General features: G+C 70.9%; 29 protein-coding genes. 18 read left to right on the forward strand and 11 right to left on the reverse strand.

Annotated features, from left to right (window positions below; genetic code table 11):
- Positions 1 to 182 precede the first annotated feature (182 nt).
- The 3 genes from glgA to ACFXJ8_RS13670 all read left to right on the forward strand — a co-directional run bounded on the left by glgA (position 183) and on the right by ACFXJ8_RS13670 (position 2,768).
- A complete protein-coding gene (gene glgA / locus ACFXJ8_RS13660) occupies positions 183 to 1,349 on the forward strand; it encodes a glycogen synthase (RefSeq protein ID WP_379644185.1) in 1,167 nt (388 codons plus the stop codon).
- Between the two features lie 45 nt (positions 1,350 to 1,394).
- A complete protein-coding gene (gene pgeF / locus ACFXJ8_RS13665) occupies positions 1,395 to 2,099 on the forward strand; it encodes a peptidoglycan editing factor PgeF (protein ID WP_379644186.1) in 705 nt (234 codons plus the stop codon).
- Positions 2,100 to 2,186: 87 nt separating this feature from the next.
- Positions 2,187 to 2,768, forward strand: a complete 582-nt coding sequence (locus tag ACFXJ8_RS13670; RefSeq protein WP_379644187.1) for a GNAT family N-acetyltransferase — start codon at positions 2,187 to 2,189, stop codon at positions 2,766 to 2,768.
- On the opposite strand, the gene ACFXJ8_RS13675 is transcribed toward ACFXJ8_RS13670, so the two are convergent.
- Positions 2,761 to 3,165, reverse strand: coding sequence for a nitroreductase family deazaflavin-dependent oxidoreductase (locus ACFXJ8_RS13675; protein WP_379644188.1), 405 nt, complete (start codon positions 3,163 to 3,165; stop codon positions 2,761 to 2,763). The genes ACFXJ8_RS13670 and ACFXJ8_RS13675 overlap by 8 nt on opposite strands.
- Before the next feature lie 168 nt (positions 3,166 to 3,333).
- Here ACFXJ8_RS13675 and ACFXJ8_RS13680 point away from each other — a divergent pair, with 168 nt between their 5' ends.
- Positions 3,334 to 4,488 (forward strand): MFS transporter, encoded by a 1,155-nt coding sequence (locus ACFXJ8_RS13680; protein WP_379644189.1) that lies wholly within the window; start codon positions 3,334 to 3,336, stop codon positions 4,486 to 4,488.
- A gap of 252 nt (positions 4,489 to 4,740) precedes the next feature.
- Here ACFXJ8_RS13680 and ACFXJ8_RS13685 read toward each other — a convergent pair whose 3' ends face one another.
- The 7 genes from ACFXJ8_RS13685 to ACFXJ8_RS13715 form a co-directional block, all read right to left on the reverse strand.
- Positions 4,741 to 5,550, reverse strand: coding sequence for a glycosyltransferase family 2 protein (locus ACFXJ8_RS13685; protein ID WP_379644190.1), 810 nt, complete (start codon positions 5,548 to 5,550; stop codon positions 4,741 to 4,743).
- Between the two features lie 64 nt (positions 5,551 to 5,614).
- Positions 5,615 to 6,061: a hypothetical protein gene (locus tag ACFXJ8_RS13690; RefSeq protein WP_379644191.1), complete on the reverse strand. Its 447-nt coding sequence runs from the start codon at positions 6,059 to 6,061 to the stop codon at positions 5,615 to 5,617.
- A 212-nt stretch (positions 6,062 to 6,273) separates the two neighbouring features.
- Positions 6,274 to 6,594, reverse strand: coding sequence for a hypothetical protein (locus ACFXJ8_RS13695; RefSeq protein WP_379644192.1), 321 nt, complete (start codon positions 6,592 to 6,594; stop codon positions 6,274 to 6,276).
- A gap of 475 nt (positions 6,595 to 7,069) precedes the next feature.
- Positions 7,070 to 7,372 (reverse strand): hypothetical protein, encoded by a 303-nt coding sequence (locus ACFXJ8_RS13700; protein WP_379644193.1) that lies wholly within the window; start codon positions 7,370 to 7,372, stop codon positions 7,070 to 7,072.
- 67 nt (positions 7,373 to 7,439) lie between these two features.
- Positions 7,440 to 7,742: a hypothetical protein gene (locus ACFXJ8_RS13705; RefSeq protein WP_379644194.1), complete on the reverse strand. Its 303-nt coding sequence runs from the start codon at positions 7,740 to 7,742 to the stop codon at positions 7,440 to 7,442.
- A gap of 361 nt (positions 7,743 to 8,103) precedes the next feature.
- Positions 8,104 to 8,661: a GNAT family N-acetyltransferase gene (locus tag ACFXJ8_RS13710; protein WP_379644195.1), complete on the reverse strand. Its 558-nt coding sequence runs from the start codon at positions 8,659 to 8,661 to the stop codon at positions 8,104 to 8,106.
- A 42-nt stretch (positions 8,662 to 8,703) separates the two neighbouring features.
- Positions 8,704 to 9,471 (reverse strand): sirohydrochlorin chelatase, encoded by a 768-nt coding sequence (locus ACFXJ8_RS13715; protein ID WP_379644196.1) that lies wholly within the window; start codon positions 9,469 to 9,471, stop codon positions 8,704 to 8,706.
- A gap of 291 nt (positions 9,472 to 9,762) precedes the next feature.
- On the opposite strand from ACFXJ8_RS13715, the gene ACFXJ8_RS13720 reads away from it, so the two are divergent.
- Genes ACFXJ8_RS13720 through rbsD form a run of 5 tightly spaced genes read left to right on the forward strand, consistent with a single transcriptional unit; the run spans position 9,763 to position 14,573 of the window.
- Positions 9,763 to 10,761 carry a LacI family DNA-binding transcriptional regulator gene (locus ACFXJ8_RS13720; protein WP_379644197.1) on the forward strand — a complete coding sequence of 333 codons (999 nt, stop codon included), beginning with the start codon at positions 9,763 to 9,765 and terminating at the stop codon, positions 10,759 to 10,761.
- Between the two features lies 1 nt (position 10,762).
- A complete protein-coding gene (locus ACFXJ8_RS13725) occupies positions 10,763 to 12,265 on the forward strand; it encodes a sugar ABC transporter ATP-binding protein (protein WP_379644198.1) in 1,503 nt (500 codons plus the stop codon).
- A complete protein-coding gene (locus ACFXJ8_RS13730) occupies positions 12,255 to 13,196 on the forward strand; it encodes an ABC transporter permease (protein WP_379644199.1) in 942 nt (313 codons plus the stop codon). The genes ACFXJ8_RS13725 and ACFXJ8_RS13730 overlap by 11 nt, the downstream gene beginning before the upstream one ends.
- Positions 13,197 to 13,211: 15 nt before the next feature.
- The gene (locus tag ACFXJ8_RS13735) at positions 13,212 to 14,150 is read left to right on the forward strand and encodes a substrate-binding domain-containing protein (RefSeq protein ID WP_379644200.1); all 939 of its coding nucleotides are present in this window, start codon (positions 13,212 to 13,214) and stop codon (positions 14,148 to 14,150) included.
- Positions 14,151 to 14,183: 33 nt separating this feature from the next.
- A complete protein-coding gene (gene rbsD / locus ACFXJ8_RS13740; protein WP_379644201.1) occupies positions 14,184 to 14,573 on the forward strand; it encodes a D-ribose pyranase in 390 nt (129 codons plus the stop codon).
- A gap of 75 nt (positions 14,574 to 14,648) precedes the next feature.
- Here rbsD and ACFXJ8_RS13745 read toward each other — a convergent pair whose 3' ends face one another.
- Entirely contained in the window at positions 14,649 to 15,935 is a 1,287-nt protein-coding gene (locus ACFXJ8_RS13745; RefSeq protein WP_379644202.1) for an MFS transporter, read from the reverse strand.
- A gap of 91 nt (positions 15,936 to 16,026) precedes the next feature.
- Between ACFXJ8_RS13745 and ACFXJ8_RS13750 the strand changes: the two genes are divergently transcribed.
- The 4 genes from ACFXJ8_RS13750 to ACFXJ8_RS13765 all read left to right on the forward strand — a co-directional run bounded on the left by ACFXJ8_RS13750 (position 16,027) and on the right by ACFXJ8_RS13765 (position 19,338).
- Positions 16,027 to 16,716 (forward strand): GntR family transcriptional regulator, encoded by a 690-nt coding sequence (locus ACFXJ8_RS13750; RefSeq protein ID WP_379644271.1) that lies wholly within the window; start codon positions 16,027 to 16,029, stop codon positions 16,714 to 16,716.
- 73 nt (positions 16,717 to 16,789) lie between these two features.
- Positions 16,790 to 17,749, forward strand: coding sequence for a hypothetical protein (locus ACFXJ8_RS13755; RefSeq protein ID WP_379644203.1), 960 nt, complete (start codon positions 16,790 to 16,792; stop codon positions 17,747 to 17,749).
- 4 nt (positions 17,750 to 17,753) lie between these two features.
- On the forward strand, positions 17,754 to 18,734 hold the full coding sequence (locus ACFXJ8_RS13760; protein ID WP_379644204.1) for a WD40 repeat domain-containing protein: 981 nt from the start codon (positions 17,754 to 17,756) through the stop codon (positions 18,732 to 18,734).
- 64 nt (positions 18,735 to 18,798) lie between these two features.
- Complete coding sequence (locus ACFXJ8_RS13765) at positions 18,799 to 19,338, forward strand: RNA 2'-phosphotransferase (protein WP_379644205.1); 540 nt, start codon at positions 18,799 to 18,801, stop codon at positions 19,336 to 19,338.
- Between the two features lie 155 nt (positions 19,339 to 19,493).
- Here the strand turns inward: ACFXJ8_RS13765 and ACFXJ8_RS13770 are convergent, their stop codons facing one another.
- Entirely contained in the window at positions 19,494 to 20,153 is a 660-nt protein-coding gene (locus tag ACFXJ8_RS13770; RefSeq protein WP_379644206.1) for an HNH endonuclease family protein, read from the reverse strand.
- A 27-nt stretch (positions 20,154 to 20,180) separates the two neighbouring features.
- A complete protein-coding gene (locus tag ACFXJ8_RS13775; RefSeq protein WP_379644207.1) occupies positions 20,181 to 20,714 on the reverse strand; it encodes an NUDIX hydrolase in 534 nt (177 codons plus the stop codon).
- A gap of 233 nt (positions 20,715 to 20,947) precedes the next feature.
- Here ACFXJ8_RS13775 and ACFXJ8_RS13780 point away from each other — a divergent pair, with 233 nt between their 5' ends.
- The 5 genes from ACFXJ8_RS13780 (at position 20,948) to egtC (ending at position 25,478) form a co-directional block, all read left to right on the forward strand.
- On the forward strand, positions 20,948 to 21,580 hold the full coding sequence (locus ACFXJ8_RS13780; protein WP_379644208.1) for an RNA polymerase sigma factor: 633 nt from the start codon (positions 20,948 to 20,950) through the stop codon (positions 21,578 to 21,580).
- A gap of 79 nt (positions 21,581 to 21,659) precedes the next feature.
- Positions 21,660 to 21,908 (forward strand): anti-sigma factor family protein, encoded by a 249-nt coding sequence (locus ACFXJ8_RS13785; protein ID WP_379644209.1) that lies wholly within the window; start codon positions 21,660 to 21,662, stop codon positions 21,906 to 21,908.
- A gap of 287 nt (positions 21,909 to 22,195) precedes the next feature.
- On the forward strand, positions 22,196 to 23,458 hold the full coding sequence (gene egtA / locus ACFXJ8_RS13790; RefSeq protein WP_379644210.1) for an ergothioneine biosynthesis glutamate--cysteine ligase EgtA: 1,263 nt from the start codon (positions 22,196 to 22,198) through the stop codon (positions 23,456 to 23,458).
- Positions 23,455 to 24,747: an ergothioneine biosynthesis protein EgtB gene (gene egtB / locus ACFXJ8_RS13795; protein WP_379644211.1), complete on the forward strand. Its 1,293-nt coding sequence runs from the start codon at positions 23,455 to 23,457 to the stop codon at positions 24,745 to 24,747. Before egtA ends, egtB begins: the two co-directional genes overlap by 4 nt.
- Positions 24,747 to 25,478 (forward strand): ergothioneine biosynthesis protein EgtC, encoded by a 732-nt coding sequence (gene egtC, locus ACFXJ8_RS13800; RefSeq protein ID WP_379644212.1) that lies wholly within the window; start codon positions 24,747 to 24,749, stop codon positions 25,476 to 25,478. The genes egtB and egtC overlap by 1 nt, the downstream gene beginning before the upstream one ends.
- Position 25,479 lies beyond the last annotated feature (1 nt).

A 25,479-nucleotide genomic window follows, 5' to 3' on the forward strand; every position in this document is an offset into this window, starting at 1 on the left:
AATTCGATGGGATCGCGGCACGACTTCGGTGGGATCGCGGCAGGACGAGAAGCGCTCCTCGACAGCATCCTGCCCATATCATCCGGGAGAAGTACACCAAACCCATCTAATCAACGCTTTTACTCGCGTGTTTGCGGAGGCTTCCAGCAGCGCGGGCGTGCGTTAGGGTCGGCGGTGTGCGCGTGGATCTGCTGAGTCGTGAATACCCGCCAGAGGTGTACGGCGGCGCCGGTGTGCATGTGGAGTACCTCGCCAGGGAGCTCAGACGCCTGGCCGACGTGCGGGTGCGCTGCTTCGGCGCGCCGAGGGACGAGCCAGGCGTCTCGGCCCACCGGGTGCCCGGCGGCCTGGAGACGGCCAACGCCGCCCTGCAGGTGCTCGGCGTCGACCTGGAGATGGCCGCCGCGTGCGAGGGCGCCGACCTGGTCCACAGCCACACCTGGTACGCCAACTTCGCCGGTCACGTGGCCAAGATGCTGTACGGCACGCCCCACGTCGTCACTACCCACAGCCTCGAGCCGCTCAGGCCGTGGAAGGCCGAGCAACTGGGCGGCGGCTACACGCTGTCCTCCTGGGCCGAGCGCACCGCCCTCGCCTCCGCCGACGCGATCGTCGCGGTGTCGGAGGGCATGCGGCGCGACGTGCTGACCGCCTACCCGGAGATCGCCCCCGACAGGGTGAGCGTGATCCACAACGGGATCGACACCGTCGAGTACGCGCCCGACCACGGCCTCGAGGTGCTGAAGAAGCACGGCATCGACCCCGGCAGGCCGTACATCGTCTTCGTCGGCCGGATCACCAGGCAGAAGGGGCTCGTCCACCTGCTGCGCGCGGCCCGCGACCTCGATCCCGGCGCGCAGCTCGTGCTGTGCGCCGGCGCGCCCGACACGCCGGAGATCGCCGCCGAGGTGCGTGGCCTGGTCGAGGGGCTCGACCGCGACGGGGTGTTCTGGATCTCCGAGATGCTGCCCAAGCCCGAGGTCATCCAGTTGCTCACGCACGCGACCGTGTTCGTGTGCCCGTCGGTCTACGAGCCGATGGGCATCGTGAACCTGGAGGCGATGGCCTGCCAGACGGCCGTCGTCGCCACGGCGACGGGCGGGATCCCCGAGGTGGTGGCCGACGGCTCGACGGGGCTGCTGGTGCCGATCGAGCAGGGGGCCGACGGCACGCCGCACGACCCGGAGAAGTTCGCCGCCGACCTGGCCGAGCGGGTCAACGCGCTGCTGGGCGACCCCGGCAGGGCCAGCGCGTTCGGCGAGGCGGGCAGGCAGCGGGCGATCGAGCACTTCTCGTGGGAGCGCATCGCCGAGCGGACCATGGAGCTCTACCGCACGCTGAAGAGCTGACGCGGCTGCCGTACGCTGCTGGAGCCGACGATCGAAGGGAAGCCCGTGCTGCTGGCCGAGGGTGTGCACGCCGTCATCACCGACAGGAGCGGGGGCGGCAGCGCTCCGCCGTACGACGGCAGGAACCTCGGCGGCGCGGTCGGCGACGAGCGCGACAGCGTGTTCGCCAACCGCCGCGACACCGCCAAGGAGCTGGGGCTCGACCCTGACAGGGTGGTGTTCATGCGCCAGGTCCACAGCGCGGACGTCGCCTACGTGAGCGAGCCGTTCGGTGACCAGCCGCCCGCGCTCGACGCGATCTTCACCGACCGGCCGGGCGTCGGCCTCGCAGTGCTGGTCGCCGACTGCGTGCCGGTGGTCGTCGCCGACCCCGGCGCGGGGCTGGTCGGCGTGGCCCACTCCGGGCGCGAAGGCACGTTCAAGGGCGTGGTCCCCGCGCTGGTGGAGGCGATGACCGGCCATGGGGCCCAGCCCGGCAGGATGGTCGCGCTGGTCGGTCCTTCCGCCTGCGGCCGGTGCTACGAGGTCTCCGCCGAGCTGCGCGAGGCCGCGCCGCCCGCCATGCGCTCCACCACCCGCCTCGGCACGCCGGCGCTCGACGTCCGCGCGGGCGTGACCACGCAGCTGGAGGCCGCGGGCATCCCCGACGTACGGCACGACGAGCGCTGCACGATCGAGTCGGCCGAGCTGTTCTCCTACCGCCGCGAGCGCGTGACGGGCCGCTTCGCCGCCTACGCCTGGCTGACCTGAGCGACCTGCCGCATTTCCTGTTCTTCGGCTTCTTCTTCGTCAACTTCATCGCCGACTTCGTCGGAGAACCGCTGGTAACGTTCTAGCGTGATCATTCGTCCCGCCGACAGGAAGGCCGACGCCGTCAGGATCGGCGCCGTGCTCGCCCTCGCCTTCCACGACGATCCCGTCGTCCGCTGGCTGCTGCCCTCGGGCGAGGGCATGGACCGCATGTTCGCCACCCTGGCCCGCTACGTGCACGCGCTCGGCGACCTCGCCTTCGACGGCGAGGAGCTCGTCGGCGCCGCGCTGTGGGACCCACCCGGCCACAAGCAGTCGGCGCTCGACATGATGCGCTCGCTGCCCGGGTTCGTCGCGGCCATGGGGCGGCGCGTCTCCTACGGCCAGCTGCTGGAGTCGACCTTCCACAAGGCGCGCCCCTCGCGGCCCCACTGGTACCTCGCGGAGATCGGCACCGACCCCGCGGCCCAGGGGCGGGGCGCGGGCGGCGCGCTGCTGCGCACCAGGCTCGAGCGGTGCGACGCCGACGGCGTCGCGGCCTACCTGGAGAGCAGCAAGGAGAGCAACCTGCCCTTCTACGAGAAACACGGCTTCCAGGTCACCGGCGAGATCCTCCTGCCGGAGGACGGGCCGACCGTGTGGGCGATGCTGAGAGAGCCCGTCAGCTGAGCGCCTCCAGCACCACCACGGGGATCTCGCGGTCGGTCTTGGTCTGGTACTCGTCGTAGTCGGGCCAGACCCTGGTCATCAGCTCCCACAGCTCGGGCTTCTCGCCGGGCTCGGCCGTACGGGCGTGGGCGCGGAACTTGCGGTCCTTGACCTGCACCTCCACCGTCGGCTCCGCCTGCAGGTTGAGATACCACTCGGGATGGCGCGGGTCGCCCCCCTTGGAGGCGACGACCAGGTAGTCGTCGCCGTGCCGCTGGTAGATCAGCGGAGTGGTGTACTGCTGGCCCGACCTGCGGCCGGTCGTCGTCAGGAGCAGCGTCGTCGTGCCGTTCCAGTCGTGACCCTCGGCGCCGTCGGTCGCCTGATACCGCTGGACATGTTCCTTACCGAAGAGCATGGGGCCCTCCTACCCGGGATTGCGCGCGCTTCGCCCTGGCCGTGGTTAGAATTCGGGCATGATCTGGCGACATTGATCCAGCACCAGAGGTCGCGGGGCGCGCGAGCGCGGACCCCCGGGCATGGCAGCACGCCCGACGTCCGCACCGCCCCCGACAGGGAAGACCTCATGCTGCCCAAGCTGTACGCCTATTCCTTCCTCGGCGACTTCGTCCTGCTCTACCCGGTCTACACGCTGCTGTTCTCCGACACCGGGCTGACCGTTCCCGAGATCACCTCGCTGTTCATCATCTGGGTGGTCGCCGCGCTGCTGCTCGAGGTGCCCTCAGGCGCGCTGGCCGACACGCTCTCCCGCAAGGCGCTGCTGGTCGCGGGCCCGCTGCTGGGCGCCGCGGGCTTCGCGCTGTGGACGGCCGTGCCCTCCTACTGGGCCTTCGCCGCCGGCTTCGTGCTGTGGGGCGCGCGCGAGGCGCTGGAGTCCGGCGCGTTCGAGGCGCTCGTCCACGACAACCTCTCCCACACCGGCCGCGGCGAGCGGTACGCGGAGGTCATGGGGCGCGCCCGCTCCGTCGGCCTGGTCGCCACCGCGCTCGCCATGGCCGTCGCCGGTCCCGTCGTCGCCGTCGGCGGCTACGTGGCGGTGGGCGTCGCCAGCGTGCTGGCCTGCCTGGTGTGCGCCGCCATCGCCCTCACGATGCCCGAACACCGCGCCGAGCCCGAGGACGACGACCCGGCCGGCTACCTCGACACGCTCAAGGAAGGACTGGCCGAGGCGCGCCGCTCGCCCCGGGTACGGCACGCGCTGCTGCTGGTGCCCGCGGTGAGCGCCGTCTGGGGCGAACTGGAGGAGTATCTGCCGCTGCTCGCCCAGGAAAGTGGCGCGGCCGCGCCTGCCGTACCGCTGCTGATGTTGGTGGTATGGGTGGGCGCCACCACGGGCGGCCTGCTCGCCAAGCGGGCCGCGCGGCTGCGCACGCGCGGCCTGGCCGCCGTCCTCGCCGCCGGCGGCCTCGCGCTCGGCCTCGGCGCGGCCACCGGGCACCCCGCGGGGTTCGTGGGCATCGCGGTGGCCTTCGCGATGTTCCAGCTCGGCGAGGTGCTGGCCGACGCCAGGCTCCAGCGGCGCATCACCGGGCCGAGCCGCGCCACCGTCACCTCGCTGGCGGGCCTGCTGACCGACGTCTGCGTCATCGTGGCACTTCTCCTGTACGGCGCGGCGTCGCTCGTCCTCTCCCACAGCGCGCTGTTCGTGCTGTTCGGCGTGCCGTACCTGGTGACGGCCTTGGTGATGTCGCTCCGATCGCGTGGGAAGGTATCCGCGTGATGATTCCCGTCTGCGGTCTTTCGCGCCTCGTGGTGTCCGCAGCCAAGGAGCCCTGGCGGCCCGGCAGCCGCATCGTTTCGATGCTGTGGCTGCCGGAGAATCAGCCCACCTGGGCAAGCGGCGCGCCATGCTCGCCTGCCATGGCGCGCCCTGGCGGGAACGAGGAGGGAGCACCGGCCGTGGGTGGCGTGCTCGCTCGGGGCGGGTGGCGGGTCTGGGCAGGGGGGTGTGGCTAGTCGGCGGGCGGTCTGCCTATGCGCGGTGGGACGGCATCGGTCTGCGGACGGCGGTGAACAGGCGGGACAACGTGGCACTCCGGCCGCCGTTGGCCGACTGCGGGGCGATGGCCGCGACGCCGTCCTCCAGCCACGCCTCCCACGCGTCACGCTCCGCCACGTCGAGGCGGCCGTGGGCGACGGCCAGGTCGAGAACGGCCGTGCCGATCTCGCGGGCCATCGTCCCGCCGGTGGGACGGAACCGGCTCCCGATCACCCCCAGATGGCTGACCTGCGCCCGCGCCCCCGCGACCGCGAGCGTGATGTTGAGGAAGGATTCCACCCCGAAGTCGGCGGGAAGCGGTTCGGTGAGGAGCGAGCGGTGAACCGCCCGGTAGCCGGTCAGCGCGTTGGCGCCCATGAACCCCGTCTCGGGAAAGAACCTGTCAGTCAGCGGCTCGTAGACGGTGAAGGTGGAGCTGAGGATCGTGCCGGGGTGGTCGTACTCGTAGTCGCCGAGCACGTGGCCCGCAGGGCAGGAGGCCGCCGCGGCACGCAGTTGGGCGGCGACGTTGACCTCCGACGAGACCAGGTCGGCGTCGAGGAAACACACCCATTCCGTGCGGACCTGGTCGAGCGCGGCGTTCATCGCGGCGCCCTTGCCCTTGGGGCCGCGCAGGACCTCCGCTCCCGCCGCGGCTGCCCGGTCGGCGGTGGCGTCGGTGGCGGCGCTGTCGACGACCAGGACGTGGTCGCCCCGCTGGGCGGCGGCGCGGGCCTGCCCGACGATGGTGGCCACGGTGGACTCTTCGTTGTGGGCGGGGATGACGAAGGTGAACAAGGCCATGGTCTCCCGGGGTGGGTCGATCGTCACCCTGACGGGCGGCGGCGACGAGGTCTGGTCAGGTGTGTCAGGTGTAGGGCCTGGTGACGGCGACCAGGTCGGGCAGGGCGTCGGCCGTCTCGACGAACAGCGCGGGGGAAGGAGTGCGCTCCCGCACGTCGGTCGCCCTGATCGCCATGACCGCCGGAGTCGCCGCCCCCACGTCGCCGTAACGGGCGTCGACGGCGGCGCTGATGGCCTTGCGCGCGTCGGCCACCACGGTTCTGGCCTCGTGGTCGGAGCCGGAGGCGGCCAGGAAGCCCAGCAGCGCGGCGAACCTGAGGTCGCCCTGCGACTCGGCCGAGCCTGGCTGGTCGAGCCAGAACACCTTGCCCGCCAGGAACGCCGGATAACTCGCCCCTTCGCGATCGAGGGTCCGCGCGGCGCCGGTGAGCAGGCCACCGAACTCGGCCAGATCCGCCTCGGGCGGCAGATCGGTGGTGACCAGTAGCGGCACGATCAGCGAGTCGAGCATCTGTGAACATCCCTCCGTGAGGTCGCTCATCGTAGACGGCGCCGCCGACAATTCTCGGCCCGATGGCTCCGTGTCGTGGAGGACCGCCCGGGAGCCTGTTCCTGAAGCAACGCAAAAGGGCGGCCGACGCTTTTCGCGTCGGCCGCCCTTGTCGTCCGCGGCTGCTAACTGTCTGTGATCAACGGCTGCACGATCGATCATCGTGGTGGATGTCAGTCGTTGCCGACGTTGACGTTGCCCTTGTTGTTGTTGCCGCCGTTGCCGCCTGCAGCACCGCCACCCGCGCCGTTGGCGTTGCCGCCGTTGCCGTTGCCGATGTTGCCGCCGCGGTTGTCGATGTTGATCTTCTTGACCTTCTTGACCTTCTTGAGGACGATGCGAGGCTTGCAACCGCCGGTCATGGTGGCCTGGGTGCTGACTTCGGCAACGCTGGTGGTTGCGGCGGTCGTGGGCTGCGCCGACATCGTCACGGGGACGACAAGGGCGGAGGCAGCGATCGTGGCGGCTGCGAAGGTCTTCTTGAAGTCCAGCATGAGAGTTTCTCCTTAGGTGGGTGCTCTTGGGAGCGATATGGATATTTGTACCTAAGGCGACTTTCACGTCCCTTTCATGCGGATAGCAGATGATATGAGTGCTATGCCGGAATCCCGCATCTGTCGGGAGAACATCGAGTCCTTCTGGCGCGCCGCAGCCCTGGACAGGGTCCGTTGCGGGGTCGTGCCTGGCCGGGAAAGACGCCGACCGGAGTGATTCCCGCCCGACAGCGGGCGGCCGTCCTGCGGTGCGGGGTGTGCGATACCGCCCGGCTCACCCGGGGAAATCTCATGCTGGCCGCAACACCTGCCGACGAGGATGTGCGCCGCCGCCACGTAGATTGCCCGTCAGTCGGCCATGGTCGCCTGTCCTGGCGCACGGGAGGGCGGCCGACGCTGTTCGCGTCGGCCGCCCATACTCGTGGCCGTTCATCGCCGGTGACAAACGACCGCGCGATCGACCATCGGGTGAACGTCAGTCGTCGTTGCCGATGTTGACGTCGCCGGAGTTGTTGTCGCCGCCGTTGCCGCCAGGGAAGTCGCCGGTGGAGTCGTTGGCGTTGCCGCCGTTGCCGTTGCCGATGTTGCCGCCCTGGTTGTTGACCTTGACCCTCTTGCGGGGCCCGTCGTCGTCGTGGCCCTGGATGGCGGTCTGGACGCCGACGGAGGTTGCTACTTCGGTGGCAGCGCTGGCGGGCTGGGCCGTCAGCGTCATCGGGACGACGAGGGCGGAGGCGGCGATGGTGGCGCCGGCGAGGATCTTCTTGAGGTCGAGCATGAAAGGTCTCCTTGATGTGGTCTTACCGGTTGTGTGGTGGTGGGCTGCGGAAGTCGAGTGCGGTCTGTCAGTGGTCGTTGCCGATGTTGATGTTGCCGCTGTTGCCGTTGCCGCCGTTGCCGCCGGGAGCATTGCCGTTGGCGCCGTTGGCGTTGCCGCCGTTGCCGTTGCCGATGTTGCCGCCCTGGTTGTTGACCTTGACCTTCTTGACCTTGCGAGGTCCGTGGTCGCCCTGGACGGCGGCCTGTACGCCGACGGAGGTTCCGACTTCGGTGGCGGCGCTGGCGGGCTGGGCCGTCAGCGTCATCGGGACGACGAGGGCGGAGGCCGCGATGGTGGCGCCGGCGAGGATCTTCTTGAAGTCGAGCATGAAAGGGGTCTCCTTGGAATGTGCTCCGAAGAGCTATGTGGTTGGTGTGGGAGCTCCGTTGAGCTATGCCGCATTTCTAGCCGCAATGACTTGCATGTCCCTTTCATGTCAATAGCGGATGATATGAGCGATATGTCGGAAAGCCTGTCCCGTAAGGGAAAACGACGACCTGACTCTTGCGTGAAAGTGCCTTGCGCGGGCGCGCGGACGCGTCCCCGCGGGTCGATGTCGGCAGCCGCGAAGGAGGTCACGCCGCATCGAGCGGGGGTTCAGACGTGTGCGGGGGCGGGCGACAAGAGCCGTCGGGGGCGATGCAAGGGCGGAGCGGCTTGCCGTACCGGCAGATGAAAGGAGCGCCCGGTCACAGGGCGCGGTCGGCGGGCCATTCGTCGGAGAGGGCGGAGTGGACGATCGAGTCGCGCCAGCCGTCCGGTGTGGACACGTGGTGGCGGATGCGGCCCTCCTCGACCATCCCCGCCACCAGCATGGCCAGTTGGGCCGCGGTGTTGGCGGGGGAGCGGGCGCCCCAGAGCCGGTGCAGGCCCAGGTCCTTGAAGCCGAAGTTCAGCACCAGCCTGAACAGCTCGGTGCCGATGCCGCGCCCCCACAGGTCGGGTCTGAGGCCGAGGCCGATCTCGGCGCTGTGCGGATGGTCGGCCTCGATGTGCAGGCGGGCCACGCCGATCACGTCGTGGCCCTCGACCTCGGTGACGGCCAGCACGTACAGGCGGCGGGGGCTGGCCAGAGCCCCCGCGATCGCCTCGTTGACGATCTCGACGACCTCCGCGCGGGTCCGCGGGTCGAACGGCAGGTGCTGGGTCGCGGCGGGGTCGCCGTAGACGGCATGCAGTGCGTCGACGTCCGCGGCCGAGACCTCGCGCAGCCCCAGCCGCTTGCCGGTGACGTGGACGCTGCGCATGCGCAGACGGTAACGCCTATAGGACGATCTTCACAAGTGTTGTCAAGTCGCTAGTTGACTTCCGTAAGCGCGCGCGACAAGTTCGGCCACCGCGCCGTGGGCGCCGAGAGGCTCGGCGTAGCCCGCGCCGACGCTCGCCGCGGCCGACTCCAGGGTGGCGGCGCCGCTCTCGTGGCCGATCAGGCAGGGGGAGATGGCCAGGCGGGCGGCGCCGGCGGCGCGCAGGCGCTCGGCGGCGACGGCCACGCCGGGGTCGCTGTCGAGCGAGGCGGCCACAACGGGCAGCGTCAGGCGGGAGGCCAGCAGGACGGCCGTGGCCTGCGCGGCGTGTACGGCCTGCTCCCCGCCCACCGTGCCGAGGATGACGGCGTCGACGGGGCTGGAGACGCTGAGCAGGCGCATGCGGTCGGCCCTGGCGAGCTCCTTCTCCGCGAGCTTGATGTGCAGCGCCTCGGCCAGCAGCGGGTGGGGGCCGAGGGCGTCGGTGACGGTGGCCTCGGCGCCCGTCGCGGCGACGATCTTGGCGATCTCCTCGGCGACGCGGGGATCGGACCAGAGCGTCAGCGGCACCACGATCGCGCCGCGATCCTGGGGGAGCTGGTCTGCCAGGTCGTGCAGCGTGGCCAGCCGCACCTCGATGTGCGGGTTGTCGACCCGGACCAGCGCGGCGATCTCGGCGGCCAGGTCACCGCCGTCGCCGGGATTGACGAGCACGAGGACGGGGGCGTCCGGCGGCAGGGACGTGGGAACGGGCCGGCGGTGGCGACCGCCGCCGGGCCGGGGGGAACGTTCACGTACAGGCAGGCTCACGGCGCGGAGTTTATGGCCATTTGGAAAGCCGTGTGCTCGAAAACGGCGGCGATTGCATTACAACCTCACCAGTCTCACCAGCCAGTCAGGTGTCAGAGACCACATCCAGGAGTCGGCGTGGGCGCGTGGCTGGTGGTCTTCCTCGCCTTCCGGGCTCGCTGGAGTGCGGCAAAGACCGGCCCGCTATCTGCCCAAATATCAGGACAAAGGGTGACGCAGGTCACAACTTTTGCCGTTTACTTCCATGTAATCGATTACCTAAGGTGATGTAATCGATTTCATGGAGGACGCATGGCACGCATCAAGGACGTGGCCGCTCACGCGGGCGTCTCGGTCGCCACGGTGTCCCGCGTGCTGAACGACAACCCGTCGGTCACCGCGGAGACCCGCGACCGCGTCTACGCCGCCATGTCCGCGCTGCGCTACGTGCCCAACGCCGTCGCCCGCTCGCTGCGCACCGAGGCCACCATGACGCTCGGCCTCATCATCGGCGACATCCTCAACCCGTTCTTCACCGAGCTGGCCAGGGGGGTGGAGGACGAGGCCAGACGCGCCGGCTACACCGTCATCATCGGCAACGCCGACGAGCGGGCCGCCGAGCAGGACCACTACGTGCGCACCCTCGTCGGCCAGCGCGTCGACGGCCTGCTCATCTGCCCCACCGCCGAGGTCACCCCGCTGGTGCAGGAGCTCGTCTCCACCGGCAGGCCGCTGGTCTTCCTCGACCGCACGATCAGCGGCCTCGACGTGCCGTTCGTGCGCGCGGACGGGGCGCGGGCGATCGCCGAGCTCGTGGCGCACCTGAAGGCGATGGGCCACACCAGGATCGCCTTCGCCTCTGGACCGGCCACCCTGTCGACGGGCCGCGAGCGGACCGACGCGTTCGTCGCCGCGATGGCCGGGGCGAACCTCGAGGTCAGGCCCGAGTACGTGGCCGCCGGCGACTTCCGCGAAGGCAGCGGACGGGCGATCACCGGGCGCCTGCTCGACCTGGCCGAACCCCCAGAGGTGATCTTCTTCGGTGACAACCTGATGACGCTGGGCGGCCTCGACGAGATCAGGGCCAGAGGCCTGCGCATCCCCGACGACGTGGCCGTCGCCTCCTTCGACGACGTGACGTGGTTCGCCCACGTCGACCCCCCGATCACCGCGATCGCCCAGCCGACCGCGGAGCTGGGCCGCAGAGCCGTACGGCTGCTGCTCGACCGCGTCGCGGGGCGCGTCGGCCAGTCGGTCGAGCTGCCCGCCGAGCTGGTCGTCCGCAGGTCCTGTGAAAGGAAGGGTGCATGAGATGAGCCAGGAGATCCTCAGGGTCGAGGGCCTGCGCAAGCGGTTCCCCGGAGTCCTCGCGCTCGACGGGGTGGACCTGCGGCTGCGCACGGGCGAGGTGCACGTCCTGCTCGGCGAGAACGGCGCGGGCAAGAGCACCCTGATCAAGATGCTGTCCGGCGCCTACCATCCCGACGAGGGGCGCATCCTGCTCGACGGGCACCAGGTCGACATCCGTACGGCGGGCGACGCGCAGCGGCTCGGCATCGCGACCATCTACCAGGAGTTCAACCTGGTGCCCGAGCTGACCGTCGGGGAGAACCTGTCGCTCGGCCGCCCGCCGCGGAAGTTCGGCTTCGTCGACGTCAAGGCCATGCACAGGAACGCCAAGGAGCTGCTGGACCGGGTCGGGCTCGACCTCGACCCCCGCACCAGGACCGGCTCGCTCGGCATCGCCCGCATGCAGATGGTCGAGATCGCCAAGGCGCTGGCCCTGGACGCGCGCGTGCTCATCATGGACGAGCCGACCGCTGTGCTGACCACCAGCGAGGTCGAGAAGCTGTTCGCCATCGTCAGGCAGCTGCGCGACCACGGTGTGGCCGTGGTGTTCATCACCCACCACCTGGAGGAGATCGCCCAGATCGGCGACACGGTGACGGTCCTGCGCGACGGTCGTTCGGTGGCCGAGGTGCCCGCGGACACGGCCGAGGACGAGCTCGTCAGGCTCATGGTGGGCCGGCCGATCGACCAGCAGTACCCGCGTGAGGCCGACAAACCGGGGCAGGCGCTGCTGAAGGTCGACGGGCTGACCAAGCGCGGCGCGTTCGACGACGTCTCCTTCGAGGTGCGGGCGGGCGAGGTCGTGGGGCTGGCCGGGCTGGTGGGCGCCGGCCGTACCGAGGTCGCCAGGGCGATCTTCGGCGCGGACCGCTACGACGCGGGCCAGGTCGCGGTCGCCGGCAGGCGGCTGCGCTCGGGTGACATCGACGCCGCGATGGCGGCGGGCCTCGGCCTGGTGCCGGAGGACCGCAAGGGCCAGGGGCTGGTGCTCGGCGCCGACGTCGCCGAGAACCTCGGCCTGGTCACGCTCGCCAGGGCCACCCGCGGCGGCTTCGTCGACCGCTCGGGGCAGCGCAAGGCGGCGGCCACGGTCGCAGGACAGCTCGGCGTCCGGATGAGCGGGCTGGGCCAGGAGGTCCGCACCCTGTCCGGCGGCAACCAGCAGAAGATCGTCATCGGCAAGTGGCTGCTGGCCGATGTCAGGGTGCTCATCCTCGACGAGCCCACGCGCGGCATCGACGTGGGAGCCAAGGTCGAGATCTACCAACTGATCAACTCACTCACCGCCTCCGGCCACGCCGTCCTCATGATCTCCAGCGATCTCCCCGAGGTGATCGGCATGAGCGACAGGGTGCTCGTGATGGCCAGAGGCAAGCTCGTCGGGGAACTGCCCGCCGACGAGGCGACACAGGACGCGGTGATGGCGCTGGCCGTCACCGAGGTGGAGGGTACTCGTGTCCAGTAAAGCGAGAGTCCTGCTCTCGGAGAACGGCGCGCTGGCCGCGCTGGTGGTCCTGGCGGTCGCGCTGTCGCTGCTGTCCAGCGACTTCCTCAGCGTGAGCAACCTGCTCAACGTGGGCGTGCAGGCGGCCGTCACCGCCATCCTGGCCTTCGGCTCCACCTTCGTGATCATCACGGCCGGCATCGACCTGTCGGTCGGCTCCGTGGCCGCGCTGTCGGCGATCACGCTGGCCTACCTGTCCACGACCTCGGGCCTGCCGTGGCCGCTGGCCACGGTGATCGCCCTGGCCGTCGGCGTCGTGTGCGGCCTGGTCAACGCCGCGCTCATCGCGTACGGCAAGCTTCCCCCCTTCATCGCCACCCTGGCCATGCTCGGCATCGCCAGAGGCCTCGCGCTGGTCATCTCCCAGGGCAGCCCGATCGCCATGCCGGACGCGGTCTCCCACGTCGGCGACACGATCGCGGGCTATCTGCCGGTCCCCGTCCTGGTGATGCTCGTCATGGGCGTCATCGCCGCGGTCATCCTCAACCGCACCTACGCCGGCCGCGCGATGTACGCCATCGGCGGCAACGAGGAGGCCGCCAGGCTGTCCGGCATCAAGGTCAACAGGCAGAAGCTCATCACCTACGGCCTGTCGGGCGGCTTCGCCGCGGTGGCCGGCATCGTCCTGGCCAGCCGCCTGGCCTCCGCCCAGCCGCAGGCCGCGGCCGGGTACGAGCTCGACGCCATCGCCGCCGTCGTCATCGGAGGGGCGAGCCTGTCCGGCGGCAAGGGCCGCGCCTTCGGCACCTTCGTCGGCGCGCTCATCCTCGCCGTCCTGCGCAACGGCCTCAACCTCCTGTCCGTCTCCGCCTTCTGGCAGCAGGTCGTGATCGGCGTGGTCATCGCGCTCGCCGTCCTCGTCGACACCCTGCGCCGCAGAACAGCAACCTGAGGGGAAGCAACCATCATGAAACTCGGCATCATCGCGGCAGGCGCCGCGCTCGCGCTCGGCCTGGCCGCCTGCGGTTCCGGCGGCTCCGGAGGGTCCACGCCCGCCGGCGGCGGCGACATCAAGATCGGTATGACGGTCTCCACGCTGAACAACCCCTTCTTCGTCCAGCTGAAGGCCGGCGCGGAGGAGGAGGCCAAGAAGCTCGGCGTCGCGCTGACCGTCACCGACGCCCAGAACGACGCCTCCCAGCAGGTGAACCAGGTCCAGAACTTCACCAGCCAGAACATGAAGGCGATCGTCATCAACCCGGTCGACTCCGACGCCGCCGCGCCCGCCGTGAAGGCGGCCGAGCGGGTCAAGATCCCGGTGATCGCCGCCGACCGCGGCGTCAACGGCGCCGAGGTGGCGCAGACCGTCGCCTCCGACAACGTCGAGGGCGGCAAGCTGGCCGCGCAGGAGCTGGCCAAGCAGCTCGGCGAAAAGGGCGACGTCGTGGTGCTCCAGGGCGTGGCGGGCACCTCCGCCTCGCGCGACAGGGGCCAGGGCTTCGCGGAGGGCATCAAGGCCTTCCCGAACATCAAGGTAGTTGCCCAGCAGCCCGCGGACTTCGACCGCACCAAGGGCCTGGACGTCATGACCAACCTCCTGCAGTCGCACCCCGACATCACCGGCGTCTTCGCCGAGAACGACGAGATGGCGCTCGGCGCGATCAAGGCGCTGGGCGCGAAGGCCGGCAAGGAGGTCAAGGTCGTCGGCTTCGACGGCACCCCCGACGGGCTGAAGGCCATCCAGGAGGGCACGCTCGCCGCGAGCGTCGCCCAGCAGCCCAAGCTCCTCGGCCGCCAGTCCGTCGAAGGCGCGGTCAAGGCGGCCAAGGGCGAGAGCATCCCGAAGGTCGTGGCGGTGCCGGTGAAGGTCGCGACCAAGGAGAACATCGCCGAGTTCGCGAGCTGACCACGGCCGCGGGGGCACGGGCCTGGAGGGGTTGTGAAGCGCACGGGGATACTCAACGCCGCCCTGGCGGGGCAGCTGGCCAGGCTCGGTCACACCGACCAGGTGCTGGTCTGCGACAGCGGGATGCCGATCCCGCCCGGTACCGAGACCGTCGACCTGGCCTTCGTGCCAGGCGTGCCGTCCTTCGCCGAGGTGCTCGACGGATTGCTGGCCGAGCTCGTCGTCGAGGGCGCGGTGGCCGCGGGCGAGGTGGCCGAGGCCAACCCCGCCTGCGCGGCTCTGCTCGCCGACCGGCTGCCCGGCCTCGAGCACGTGCCGCACGAGGAGCTCAAGCGCATGGTCAAGGGGGTCAGGCTGGTGGTGCGGACCGGGGAGGCCAGGCCGTACGCCAACGTCATCCTGCGCTGCGGCGTCTACTTCTGACGGCCGGGCCCTCGGCGGCGGCGCCTGCCTGGTGGGCGGCGGTGGCAGCCGCCGCCCACATTCCTTTCGCGGCTGTCAGACGGATTCGGGCACGGGCCTGTCCACGTCCTCGACCCTGGGGGCGATCGCGAGACCGAAGGCGGTGATCGCCAGAGCGAGCACCACGTAGATCGACACGGCGATGGTCGTCTGGTAGGTGGCGTAGAGCTGGAGGGCGATGATCGGCGCGATGCCGCCGCCGATGATGCCCGCCACCTGGTAGCCCATCGACGCGCCGCTGTAGCGCAGGCGGGTGTTGAACAGCTCGGCGATGAAGGCGGCCTGCGGGCCGTACATCGCCGCGTGGGTCACCAGGGCGACCACGGCCGCCACCACGATGAGCGGGAAGGACTTGGTGTCGAGCAGCGGGAAGAAGACGAAGACCCAGACGGCCGCGCCGATCGCGCCCGCCAGATAGACGGTGCGCCTGCCGTACTTGTCGGACAGCGCGCCGAACAGCGGGATCAGCAGTAGCTGACAGGCCGACCCGATGAGGACCGCGTTGAGGCCGACCGAGCGGTCCATGTCGAGCACGCCCGTGATGTAGAGCAGGATGTAGATCGTGAAGGTGTAGAAGGCCACGTCCACGCCGATGCGGGCGGTGAAGGCCGACAGCAGCGCGCGCGGGTGCGTGCGCAGCACCTCGATCAGCGGCATCCGGGCCTTGGTGCCCTTCTGCTCGACCTCGGCGAACAGCGGCGACTCGGTGATCTTCACCCGGACCCAGAGGCCGACCAGCACCAGCACGCCCGACAGCAGGAACGGCACCCGCCAGCCCCAGGAGAGGAACGCGGCCTCCGACAGGGTGGCGTGCAGCAGCCCGAGCAGGGCCGTGGCCAGCAGGAAGCCGGCGGGCACGCCGACCTGCGGCCAGCTGGCGTTGAAGCCGCGCCGCCGCGGATCGCCGTGTTCCATGGACATGATGACCGCGCCGCCCCACTCGCCGCCCAGGCCGAGGCCCTGGACGAACCTGAGCAGCCCGAGCAGGAGCGGCGCCGCCGCGCCGATAGCGTCATAGGTGGGCAGCACGCCGATGAGGAACGTCGAGACGCCCATCACCAGCAACGTGACCACGAGCACCGTCTTGCGGCCCACCCTGTCGCCGAAGTGGCCGAAGACGATGCCGCCGAGCGGGCGGGCCACGAACGCGACCGCGTTGGTGACCAGGGCCAGCAGGGTTCCGCTGAGCGGGTCGAACGTCGGGAAGAACAGCTTGCCGAACACCAGCGACGCCGCCGTGCTGTAGAGGAAGAAGTCGTACCACTCCAGCGACGTGCCGATCAGGCTGGCGAGGATCACTCGCCGCGTCTGGTGCATTGTCATCGCTCCTAGATGGGAGGGGGGTGTTAATCCTCGAATCTAAGGATCGTTGAACAATTCGACAAGAGTTTTGTTCGATGATTTCCTGTTGTCTGTGGAAGACGCGGTGGCGGCGCTGGAGCACGAACGGGCCCGGCTGGGGCGCAGCAGTACGGCCGAGCGGGTGGCCGACATCCTGCGCGAGCACATCATCGAGGGCCGGTTCGCCCCCGGGCAGCGGCTGTCGGAGGAGGCCATCGGCAGCGCGCTCGGCGTCTCACGCAACACGCTGCGCGAGGCCTTCAGACTGCTGGGCCACGAGCGGCTGCTCGACCACCAGCTCAACCGTGGCGTCTTCGTCCGCGTCCTGTCGGCCGCCGACGTCGCCGACCTCTACCGGATGCGCCGGGTCCTCGAAGTGGCCGCCGTACGGCGCGCGGCCCCGCCCGAGGCGCTCGCGCTGATCAAGGAGACGGTCGAGGAGGCCGAGCGGTCCGCCCTGGCCGACCGCTGGCAGGACGTCGGCACCGCCAACAGCCGCTTCCACCAGGCGCTGGTCGCCCTCCACCGCAGCCCGCGGCTGAACGAGGCGATGCGGCAACTGCTGGCCGAGCTGCGCCTGGTCTTCCACGTCATGCACAACCCCCGCGCGCTGCACGAGCAGTTCGTCGAGCGCAACAGGCAACTGCTGGAGCTGATGCTCGCCGGCCGCGCCGAGGAGGCGGCCGCCTTCCTCGAGGGCTACCTCGACGACGCCGAGCGGCTGCTGCTGCACGCCTACGAGCCGTCCGGCGCCGCCCGCTGAGCCGTGTCCCACCTGTGACCAACCTCTCCACACCTCCGGGAGTCCAACCGGGTGAAGGAGGAGGAGAGGCACGATGCGAAGGACACTTCTGGGCGCGGCGGTGGTCGCCACCGCCGCGGTAGGCCTGCCCACGCTCGCCCACGCCGACAGCGCGGCGACGGCACGAGTCGCGTGGGTGGGCGCGTGCGAGATCGAGGACGAGATCAGCCGAGCCTGCGGCTCCTGGCGGTTACGGCTCAGCTCGGGCAAGGTGATCAAGGTGCCCGACGCGGCCGCCACCTCGGTGGACGCCCGCGGGCGCGGGACCGACGAGACCGCCAGGTTCTCCGTCAGCGACGACGGCCGGTGGATCGTTTACGAGCGAGGGAGTGACCACCGCCTGGCCGTACGCAGGGCGGCGGGCGGCCGGGTAACGCTGCTGCCGAAGTCGCTGACCAGGCGCGGCACCGACATCCTGTGGGTACGGCTGTCGCCCACCGGTGACAGGGTGCTGCTGGAGTACCACGACGACGAGGAGAAGGAGCCCGGCAAGATCGTCACGGTGGCCACGGGGAAGATCGTGAAGCTGCCGCCGGCGGACGATCTCGAGGGCCTCAGCGGCGACGGCGACGAGGCGCTCGCCCTGCGCTACAACGACGACAACACCACCGCGCTCGTCGCCCACGGCACCGACGGCAGCGCCATCTCCCAGGTCCCGCCGCAGGTGGTGGCCAACGCGACCGTGCGGGCACTGGCTGCCGACGGCCGTACGGTGGCGGTCTTCACCGGAGCCAAGCCCAAGCTGCGCCTGTACGACCTGGTGTCCGACCGGCTGGGCGCGGCGGTCGACGTCCGGCTGGGCAAGGGCGCCGAGATCTACCACGCCCAGTGGAGCGGCCAAGACCGGCTGACGGTCAAGACGCAGTCGGGCGGGGACGGCAAGCCGACGGTGGTACGGGTGCTCACCGTCGACACCGACACGGGCGCGGTCAGGAACGTCGCGGCCTACACGTTCACCGCCAGGCACGACACCTGGCTGACGGCGGGAGAGTGACGAGATGAAGATCAGGATCCTTGCCGCCATCGCGGTCGCCATGGCGATGCTCGGGGCGCAGGGCGCGGCCGCGTACGCCGGACCGGGCCATGACCACACGAAGAGCCACGCCGCCAGCAGGGGCGACGCCATCCGCTACGCCTCCGCCAAGGGCTGCCCCCGCAAGGACGGCAACGTCGTGCCCTGCGGCACCTGGCGGCTGGTCTCCCACAAGGGCGAGGTCACGCTGCTGAAGGACGCCCAGGTGCGGGCGCTCGGCACCGACGGCAAGCCCGTCGACTACGCCGTCGCCCCCATGGCGGTCTCCGGCGACGGCACCAAGGTCGCCTACTACACCAAGGCCGGACGGCTGGTCGTGCGGACCATGAAGGGCGGCGTCAAGCCGCTGGCCGCCGACGCGCTGCCCGCCAGAACCAACCAGTACGACGTGACGCTGCAACTGTCCGACGACGGCGCCAGGCTCGCGGTCATCGCCGACAGGGTGCGGCTGTTCGACACCGCGACGGGCGGCAGGCTCGGCACGCTGCCCAAGCACAGCGCCTTCGTCGGCTTCAGCGGCGACGGGCAGAAGGTGCTGGTCAGCACGGAGGGCGAGGAGTCCGAGGTGGGGCTGCACGTTCACGACCTGTCCGGCGGCCGGCTGCTGAGCGACACGCCGCCGCAGCTCGTGGCCGCCAACGGCCCCTACGCCCTCCACGCCGACGGCAGGACGCTCGCAGTGCTGGTCGGGGACAAGAAGGTCATGCTCTACGACCTTTCCACCGGCCAGGTCGCCGGCCAGCACAAGATCAAGCTGCCCAAGGACGGCACCGTCCACAAGATCGACTGGACCGGCGGCAACCAGGTGACGCTGCACGTCTCGCAGTACGGCAAGGCCACCAGGATGACCGTCCTGCAGCACGATGTGACCTCGGGCGCGACCAGGGTCCGTGACGCCTACACCATTCTCAAGGACACGTTCGTCTTCGCCGCCTGCGGCGGCTGACCGTGCGCCGCCGCCCGCCGTAACCCCTTTGCCGGGTACGGCGGGCGGTCGGCACAATGCCCGCATGAGCGACAGGACCGTCCGGATCTCCAAGTATCTCGCCAGGCACCTGCGCCACGACCCCGCGGCGATCGGGATCACGCTGGACGAGCAGGGCTGGGTGCCGATCGACGAACTGCTGGCCGCCGCGGGCCTGCACGGCTTCCCCATCACCAGGGCCGAACTGGACACGGTGGTAGCCGACAACGACAAGCGGCGCTACGCCGTGTCCGGCGACCGCATCAGGGCGAGCCAGGGACACTCGGTGCCGGTCGACCTGGGCCTGACGCCGGTGGAGCCACCGCCCGTGCTCTACCACGGGACCGTGGGCCGCAACCTGGCCGCCATCCGGCGGTCGGGGCTGCTGCCCATGTCCAGGCGGCACGTCCACCTGTCGGCCGACCGGGCGACGGCCGTCAGGGTCGGGTCGCGACGAGGGGTCCCCGTGGTCCTGGTGGTGGCCGCGGGGGAGATGCACACGGCGGGGCACGCGTTCATGGTCAGCGCCAACGGGGTGTGGCTCACCGCCGCCGTGCCCCCGGAGTTCCTGCTGTTCCCCGGCTGACCTCAGGGAAGGCGATTCGTCATGGTCGACACCAGGCTCGCGGACAGGGTCGTACTCGTCACCGGCGCCGACGGGGGGATCGGCGCGGCGATCGCCCGCGCTTTCGCGGGTGCTTCAGGTGGCCGGAGGACATGCGCTGTGACCGCGCCGCCTCCTCACCCTCGGCAGGTGCGGAGCATGTTGAGCAGGGCCACCTTCTCCCTCCGGGTCACGAAGAGCCGGTAGTGGTGCTTCACGGTGATCCACGAGGTCGCGTAGCGGCACCAGTAGCCGCGGCGCGGCGGCCGCCAGCTCTGCGGTCCCTGGCCGCCCTTGGCGATGTTGACCGAGTGGCTGACCACTATCAGCTCGGGCCTGGTGAGGTCGTTGGCGAAGGCGCGCCGCCGCGCCTGGCTCCAGTTCCTGGCGCCGGAACGCCAGGCATACGCCAGCGGTACGACATGGTCGACGTCGATCAGCCTCTCGCTCTTCAGCCACTTGCCGTCGTACGGGCTGTACCAGCGACCCTTGACCGGGTGGCAGGCCGCGTTCCTGCGCACGCGCCGCCCGTCGCGGGCCAGGATCGCCTCCCGTGCGTCGCACCGGCCCCTGTGGTGCGCCCACCGGGGCTGGAAGCGCCGGTGGCTGTACCCCCGGATGGACAACGGCCTGGCGACCTTCAGCTGGGCCAGCATGCGGCGGGCCATGGCCCCGGCCTCGGCGGATGACCGGCTGCGCGGGTCTGCCGCCGCCTGCGGTGCGGTGACGACGGCGATGATCGGGATGACCACGAGAGTGAGCACGGCGACTCGGACCGTCCGCCTCAATAAGATCATGCTGTCACTCATACCCAGGCGGGAGATCTAATGTGACGCGCGGGCCCGCAGAAGGTCGGCCAGGAAGTGCAGCAGGGCCGCCGAGGTGGTGGCCGAGGTGATGGCCTGCTCGTCGATCAGCGGCTGGACGCGCATCATCGGCACCCACTCGGCCCGCACGCCCTCGTGGTCGCCGGCCGGTGCGGCGCCGGCGGAGGCCTGGTGGGCGACGAAGATCAGGTGATCGCAGTCGGCGACGTCCCCGGCGGGGCGGATCCGGATCAACGGCAGCAGCGGTCCTGGCCGCCAGCCGGTCTGTTCCTCCACGTGACGGGCCGCGGCGGCGTCGGGCTCCTCGTCCGGGCCGATCTCGCCGAGCGGGATCTCCCACCCCCACGTGTCGGTGATGAGATGGTGCCGCCACAGCAGCAGGACGCGCCCGCCATGGAAGACCACGGCGCCGGCGGCCCGAAGGGTGCGGATGAAGGGCCGCTCCACGTGCTCGCCGTCGGTCAGCGCGATGTCCGCGACGCGAAGATCGACCCCGTTCGCCGCGTAGAGCAGCCTTTCCGACCGCCGCATGGCAGGCTCCTCACCGATTCGCCGGACCCGCTCTCCGAGAAGGCACTCGCTCTCCGAGAAGGCACTCGCTCTCCGAGCATACGCACGAGGTGGCCTCACCTGCCGGAGCGGGAAGGAAGAACGTCGGGGGGAGAGATTAGCCTGGACGGTATCGCCCCGCCGCGGGCGACGCCGGGCATCGGCCCGGCCCGAGGTCATGAATGTCCCAGCGTTCGACCGGAGGGGAAGCGATCGTGGGGTCTTTCGCGGGCGGAGGGCTGCCCCCGGATGACGTCCTCGTCACGGCCCTGCGCGCCGGCGATGAGGCGATGTTCGCGGAGCTGCTGGACACCTGGTCAGGAGGCCTGCTGCGAGCGGCCAGGTCCTACGTGTCCACCGACCACTCCGCGCAGGAGGTCGTCCAGGACACGTGGCTGGCGGTGATCGGCGGGATCGACTGCTTCGAGGGCCGGTCCTCGGTCAAGACGTGGGTCTACCGCATCCTGGTCAACACCGCCAAGAAGCGTGGCATGCGCGAGAGCCGCACGCTGCCGTGGAGCGCTTTCGAGCAGGACGGCGGCGGGTCCGCGGGCCTCGGCCCGGTGCCGCCCGGCGGGTGGCAGGAGGTCCCCGCGTCATGGCCCACGCCCGAGGGCGAGGCGCTGGCGGCGGAGGTGCGCGGGCTGATCGCCGAAGCCCTGACCACGCTGCCTCCCAAGCAGCGGATCGTGATCACGCTGCGCGATGTGGAGGGATGCACCTCCGACGAGGTGTGCGAGATCCTGGAGATCTCCGCGGCCAACCAGCGGGTCCTGCTGCATCGCGCCCGCTCGGCGGTGCGCGGCCGGCTGGCTGACTACGTCGAGTCCGCGAAGCGGCCAGAATAGTTCGCGGGCTCCCTTCCGTTACCTGCGCGAGCCACAATAAGTGAAACGGTTCATCTCCCGGGGATAGGGGCGGCACGTCGTGAAGCGGTTCACCTGCGACGAACTGGTGGAAGTGATCACCGCCTACCTTGACGACGCCCTCGACCAGCCGGCTCGCGACGGCGTGCGGGCGCATCTGGCCGCCTGCGAGGGGTGCGAGCGGCACGTCGAGCAGTTCCGCGTGACCATCACCGCCCTTGGCGACCCGCCTGCTGAGAAGCTCCAGGCAGGCATGCGCGACCGGCTCCTGTCCGCCTTCCGCGAGGGGCGGCGGTCGGGAACGGGGTGAATCCTCCCAGCGCGGGCGTCGTGAAGACCGCCGCGGTGCCCTGGACGCGCGGGGCACGCGCCCAGGGGATCGGTGCGGTGGCCCGGACGCGGGGACGCGTCCAGGTGGCCCGCGACGAGCCGCCGCCGGCCCCTGGAGCGCCTCTCCCGGCGGTCCGTGCGTGAAGCGAATCGCACCCCGAGCCGGCCCCGTGCGTGAAACGAGCCCGTGACCTGGTGTCGGTCACGTCCCAGCAGATTCCGAGCATCCGCCTGTAACGTTCGCGCGGCTCGCGGGTCTGTAGACCCATGCGCCATGTGACCGCTGAGGACACGCCGCTGCTGGACGCCTCGGAGGTGGCGGACTTCGCGCGCCGCTGTTTCCGCCCCGCCGCAGCGGATCGCGTGGGTGTCGAGCTGGAGTTCCTGGTCTTCGACAGGACGGCGGCGGCCGGTCACGTCCCGCTGGCCAGGGTCGAGCGAGCCCTGCCGGTTCTGCCGGGCGGCAGCAGGGTGACGTTCGAGCCGGGCGGCCAGCTCGAACTGTCCGGCCCGCCGGGCCCGCTGTACGACGCGCTGGCCCGCCTGGCCGCCGACGTGGCCGCCGTGCGCGACGCCCTCCGCGCGGCGGGACTCGCGCTGGTCGGGCTGGGCCTCGATCCGGTACGGCCGGCCCGCCGCCAGCTGCGCCTGCCCCGATACGAGGCGATGGCCGAGTTCCTCGGCGTGCCGTACGGGCCGCTGATGATGTGCTCGACCGCCTCGATCCAGGTCAACCTGGACCTGGGCGAGCGGCCGGCGGCGCGCTGGGAACGAGCGCACGCGTTCGGCCCCGTGCTGATGGCGGCCTTCGCCAACTCGCCGCTCAGCGGCGGCGAGCCGTGCGGCTGGATGTCGGGCCGCCAGGCCGTCTGGGATCGACTCGACCGCACCAGGACCTCGCCCGTGCCCGCCTCGGGCGATCCTGCCGCGGACTGGGCCGAATACCTGCTGGATGCCAGGCTCATGCTGGTACGCGAGGACGGGCAGCGCTGTCGCCCGGTCCGCGACGGCTCGACGTTCCGCGACTGGCTGAAGGCCGCGTCTTCAGGCGGCGAGGGTGAGCGGCGGCCCACCGCCGATGACCTGGCCTACCACGCCACGACGGTCTTCCCTCCTGTGCGGCCCAGGGGCTGGCTGGAGATCCGTTACCTCGATGCCCAGCACCCTTCGGCCTGGCCGGTGTGCGTGGCCGTGACCCACGCCCTCGTCACCGACGACCGGGCCGCCGACGCCGCGCTAGCCGCCACGGAGCAGTTCAGGGGGCAGTTCAGGTGGCCGCACAGGGAGCTCTGGACAGTGGCGGCGCGGTGCGGGCTCACCGATCCGCGCCTGCGCCGGGCCGCGGAGGCGTGCTTCCGCGCCGCGCTAGAGGCGCTGCCCCGCCTCGGAGCGGCCCCCGGCCTGGTCGGCGAGGTGGCCGCGTTCGCCGACCGCTACGTCACACCCGGCCGCTCCCCTGCGGCCGACCTGATGGACCCGGCGCCGGCACGGCGCGTACCGGCCTGGCTGACCGACGAGGGATGGGAATGAACGACTTCAAGGAACGCATCGCCGCCGAGCTCATCGCGGTGCGCGACCGGTCGCTCGCCTACACGGCGGCGGAGGACGACCTGCTGGTGCGCCAGCACTCGCCGCTGATGTCGCCGCTGGTGTGGGACCTGGCGCACGTGGGCAACTACGAGGAGCTCTGGGTGCTGCGCGCGGCCGCCGGGATCGACCCGCTCCGCCCCGAGATCGACGACATCTACGACGCGTTCAAGACTCCGCGCAAGGACCGCCCGAGCCTGCCCATCCTCGGCCCTGCCGAGGCCCGCCGCTACATCGAGGGCGTGCGCGGGCGGGTGCTCGACGTCCTCGACACGATCGACCTGGACGGTCCCGATCCGCTGCACCGCGATGGCTTCGTGTTCGGCCTGGTGATCCAGCACGAGCACCAGCACGACGAGACCATGCTCGCCACGCTGCAGCTGTCAGGGCAGCCGGGCCTGGTCAGGCAGGGCGACCTGCCAGCGGGCCGGAACGCGGGCCCCGAGGAGGTGTTCGTGCCGGGTGGCCCCTTCCTCATGGGCACCGCCACGCTGCCGTGGGCCTACGACAACGAACGGCCCGCCCATCGGGTCGACCTGCCCGCGTACTGGATCGACCGGCTCCCCGTCGGTAACCGCGCCTACGCGGCGTTCATCGACGACGGCGGTTACGACGATCCGCGCTGGTGGTCCGCGGAGGGCCGGCAGTGGCGGCAGCGCAGCGGCGTCTTCGCCCCGCTGTTCTGGACCAGGGAAGGCGGCGCCTGGTGGCGCACCCGCTTTGGCCGTACCGAGCCCGTCCCGATGGACGAGCCGGTCCAGCACGTGAGCTGGTACGAGGCCGACGCCTACGCCCGATGGGCGGGTAAGCGGCTGCCCACCGAGGCCGAGTGGGAGAAGGCCTGCGGCTGGGACCCCGAGGCCGGGAGGGCGCGCCGCTACCCGTGGGGCGAGCAGGCTCCCGGCCCCGATCGGGCGAACCTCGGCCACCGCGCCGCCCACCCCGCGCCGCTGGGCGCCTTCCCGGCCGGGGCCAGCGCGTACGGGGCCGAGCAGATGGTCGGAGACGTGTGGGAGTGGACCGCCTCCTGGTTCCAGCCCTACCCCGGCTTCCGCAGCTTCCCGTACAAGGAGTACAGCGAGGTGTTCTTCGGCCAGGACTACCGCGTGCTGCGCGGCGGCTCGTGGGCGGCCGACCCGGCGGCGGTGCGGACCACGTTCAGGAACTGGGACTACCCGATCCGCCGGCAGATCTTCACCGGCTTCCGCTGCGCCCGCTCGGAGCCGGTCTGATGTGCAGGCACGCGGCCTGGCTGGGCGCCGCGCGCCCGCTCACCTGGCTCATCCACGAGCCCGAGCACGGCCTGCTCAAGCAGTCGTACGCGCCGCGGCGCCAGCGCTACGGCCTGATCAACGCCGACGGGTACGGCATGGGCTGGTACGACCCCGGGCGGGCCGAGCCGGTCCGGTATCGGCGTGCCGTACCCATCTGGACCGATGCCAATCTGCCCGCGCTCGCGCAGGTCGCTCGCTCGACCTGCCTGCTGGCGGCCGTGCGCTCGGCCACCGTGGGCATGCCGATCGAGGAGAGCGCCACCGCGCCGTTCGCCGATCGGGGCTGGCTCCTCAGCCACAACGGGCGCGTCGTCAGAGACGCGCTGCGCGATCTTGTCGACGATCTGACCCACGATCTGGCCGATCGCGCGGAGAGCGCGTGCGACGCCGCCTGGGTGGCCGCCGCCGTGTTCCTGCGCGGGCGCGCCGGGCTCGGCCTGGGCGAGGCGCTGACCGAGGTCGTCGTCCGGGCGGGGGAGAAGGACCCCGCCGCCCGCCTGAACCTGCTCGCCTGCGACGGCGCGTCGATCGCCGCGACCGTCTGGGGCGACACGCTCTTCCACCACCGGCTTCACGACGGCGTGCGCGTGGCCAGCGAGCCGCTCGACGACCTGCCCGGCTGGCAGGCCGTTCCCGAGCGCAGCCTGCTGACCGTCACCCGCGACGACGTCCGCGTCCAGCCGTTGTGAT

The organism is Nonomuraea sp. NPDC059194, from assembly GCF_042754765.1.
GTDB lineage: Bacteria > Actinomycetota > Actinomycetes > Streptosporangiales > Streptosporangiaceae > Nonomuraea.

Excerpts from the sequence above, each read along its gene's own strand:
- ACFXJ8_RS13675 (WP_379644188.1), bottom strand. The coding sequence starts at position 3,165 with ATGCTCTTCGGTAAGGAACATGTCCAGCGGTATCAGGCGACCGACGGC.
- ACFXJ8_RS13680 (WP_379644189.1), top strand. The coding sequence starts at position 3,334 with ATGCTGCCCAAGCTGTACGCCTATTCCTTCCTCGGCGACTTCGTCCTG.
- ACFXJ8_RS13685 (WP_379644190.1), bottom strand. The coding sequence starts at position 5,550 with ATGGCCTTGTTCACCTTCGTCATCCCCGCCCACAACGAAGAGTCCACC.
- ACFXJ8_RS13690 (WP_379644191.1), bottom strand. The coding sequence starts at position 6,061 with ATGCTCGACTCGCTGATCGTGCCGCTACTGGTCACCACCGATCTGCCG.
- ACFXJ8_RS13695 (WP_379644192.1), bottom strand. The coding sequence starts at position 6,594 with ATGCTGGACTTCAAGAAGACCTTCGCAGCCGCCACGATCGCTGCCTCC.
- ACFXJ8_RS13700 (WP_379644193.1), bottom strand. The coding sequence starts at position 7,372 with ATGCTCGACCTCAAGAAGATCCTCGCCGGCGCCACCATCGCCGCCTCC.
- ACFXJ8_RS13705 (WP_379644194.1), bottom strand. The coding sequence starts at position 7,742 with ATGCTCGACTTCAAGAAGATCCTCGCCGGCGCCACCATCGCGGCCTCC.
- ACFXJ8_RS13710 (WP_379644195.1), bottom strand. The coding sequence starts at position 8,661 with ATGCGCAGCGTCCACGTCACCGGCAAGCGGCTGGGGCTGCGCGAGGTC.
- ACFXJ8_RS13720 (WP_379644197.1), top strand. The coding sequence starts at position 9,763 with ATGGCACGCATCAAGGACGTGGCCGCTCACGCGGGCGTCTCGGTCGCC.
- ACFXJ8_RS13725 (WP_379644198.1), top strand. The coding sequence starts at position 10,763 with ATGAGCCAGGAGATCCTCAGGGTCGAGGGCCTGCGCAAGCGGTTCCCC.
- ACFXJ8_RS13735 (WP_379644200.1), top strand. The coding sequence starts at position 13,212 with ATGAAACTCGGCATCATCGCGGCAGGCGCCGCGCTCGCGCTCGGCCTG.
- ACFXJ8_RS13745 (WP_379644202.1), bottom strand. The coding sequence starts at position 15,935 with ATGACAATGCACCAGACGCGGCGAGTGATCCTCGCCAGCCTGATCGGC.
- ACFXJ8_RS13755 (WP_379644203.1), top strand. The coding sequence starts at position 16,790 with ATGCGAAGGACACTTCTGGGCGCGGCGGTGGTCGCCACCGCCGCGGTA.
- ACFXJ8_RS13760 (WP_379644204.1), top strand. The coding sequence starts at position 17,754 with ATGAAGATCAGGATCCTTGCCGCCATCGCGGTCGCCATGGCGATGCTC.
- ACFXJ8_RS13765 (WP_379644205.1), top strand. The coding sequence starts at position 18,799 with ATGAGCGACAGGACCGTCCGGATCTCCAAGTATCTCGCCAGGCACCTG.
- ACFXJ8_RS13770 (WP_379644206.1), bottom strand. The coding sequence starts at position 20,153 with ATGATCTTATTGAGGCGGACGGTCCGAGTCGCCGTGCTCACTCTCGTG.
- ACFXJ8_RS13775 (WP_379644207.1), bottom strand. The coding sequence starts at position 20,714 with ATGCGGCGGTCGGAAAGGCTGCTCTACGCGGCGAACGGGGTCGATCTT.
- egtA (WP_379644210.1), top strand. The coding sequence starts at position 22,196 with ATGCGCCATGTGACCGCTGAGGACACGCCGCTGCTGGACGCCTCGGAG.
- egtB (WP_379644211.1), top strand. The coding sequence starts at position 23,455 with ATGAACGACTTCAAGGAACGCATCGCCGCCGAGCTCATCGCGGTGCGC.
- egtC (WP_379644212.1), top strand. The coding sequence starts at position 24,747 with ATGTGCAGGCACGCGGCCTGGCTGGGCGCCGCGCGCCCGCTCACCTGG.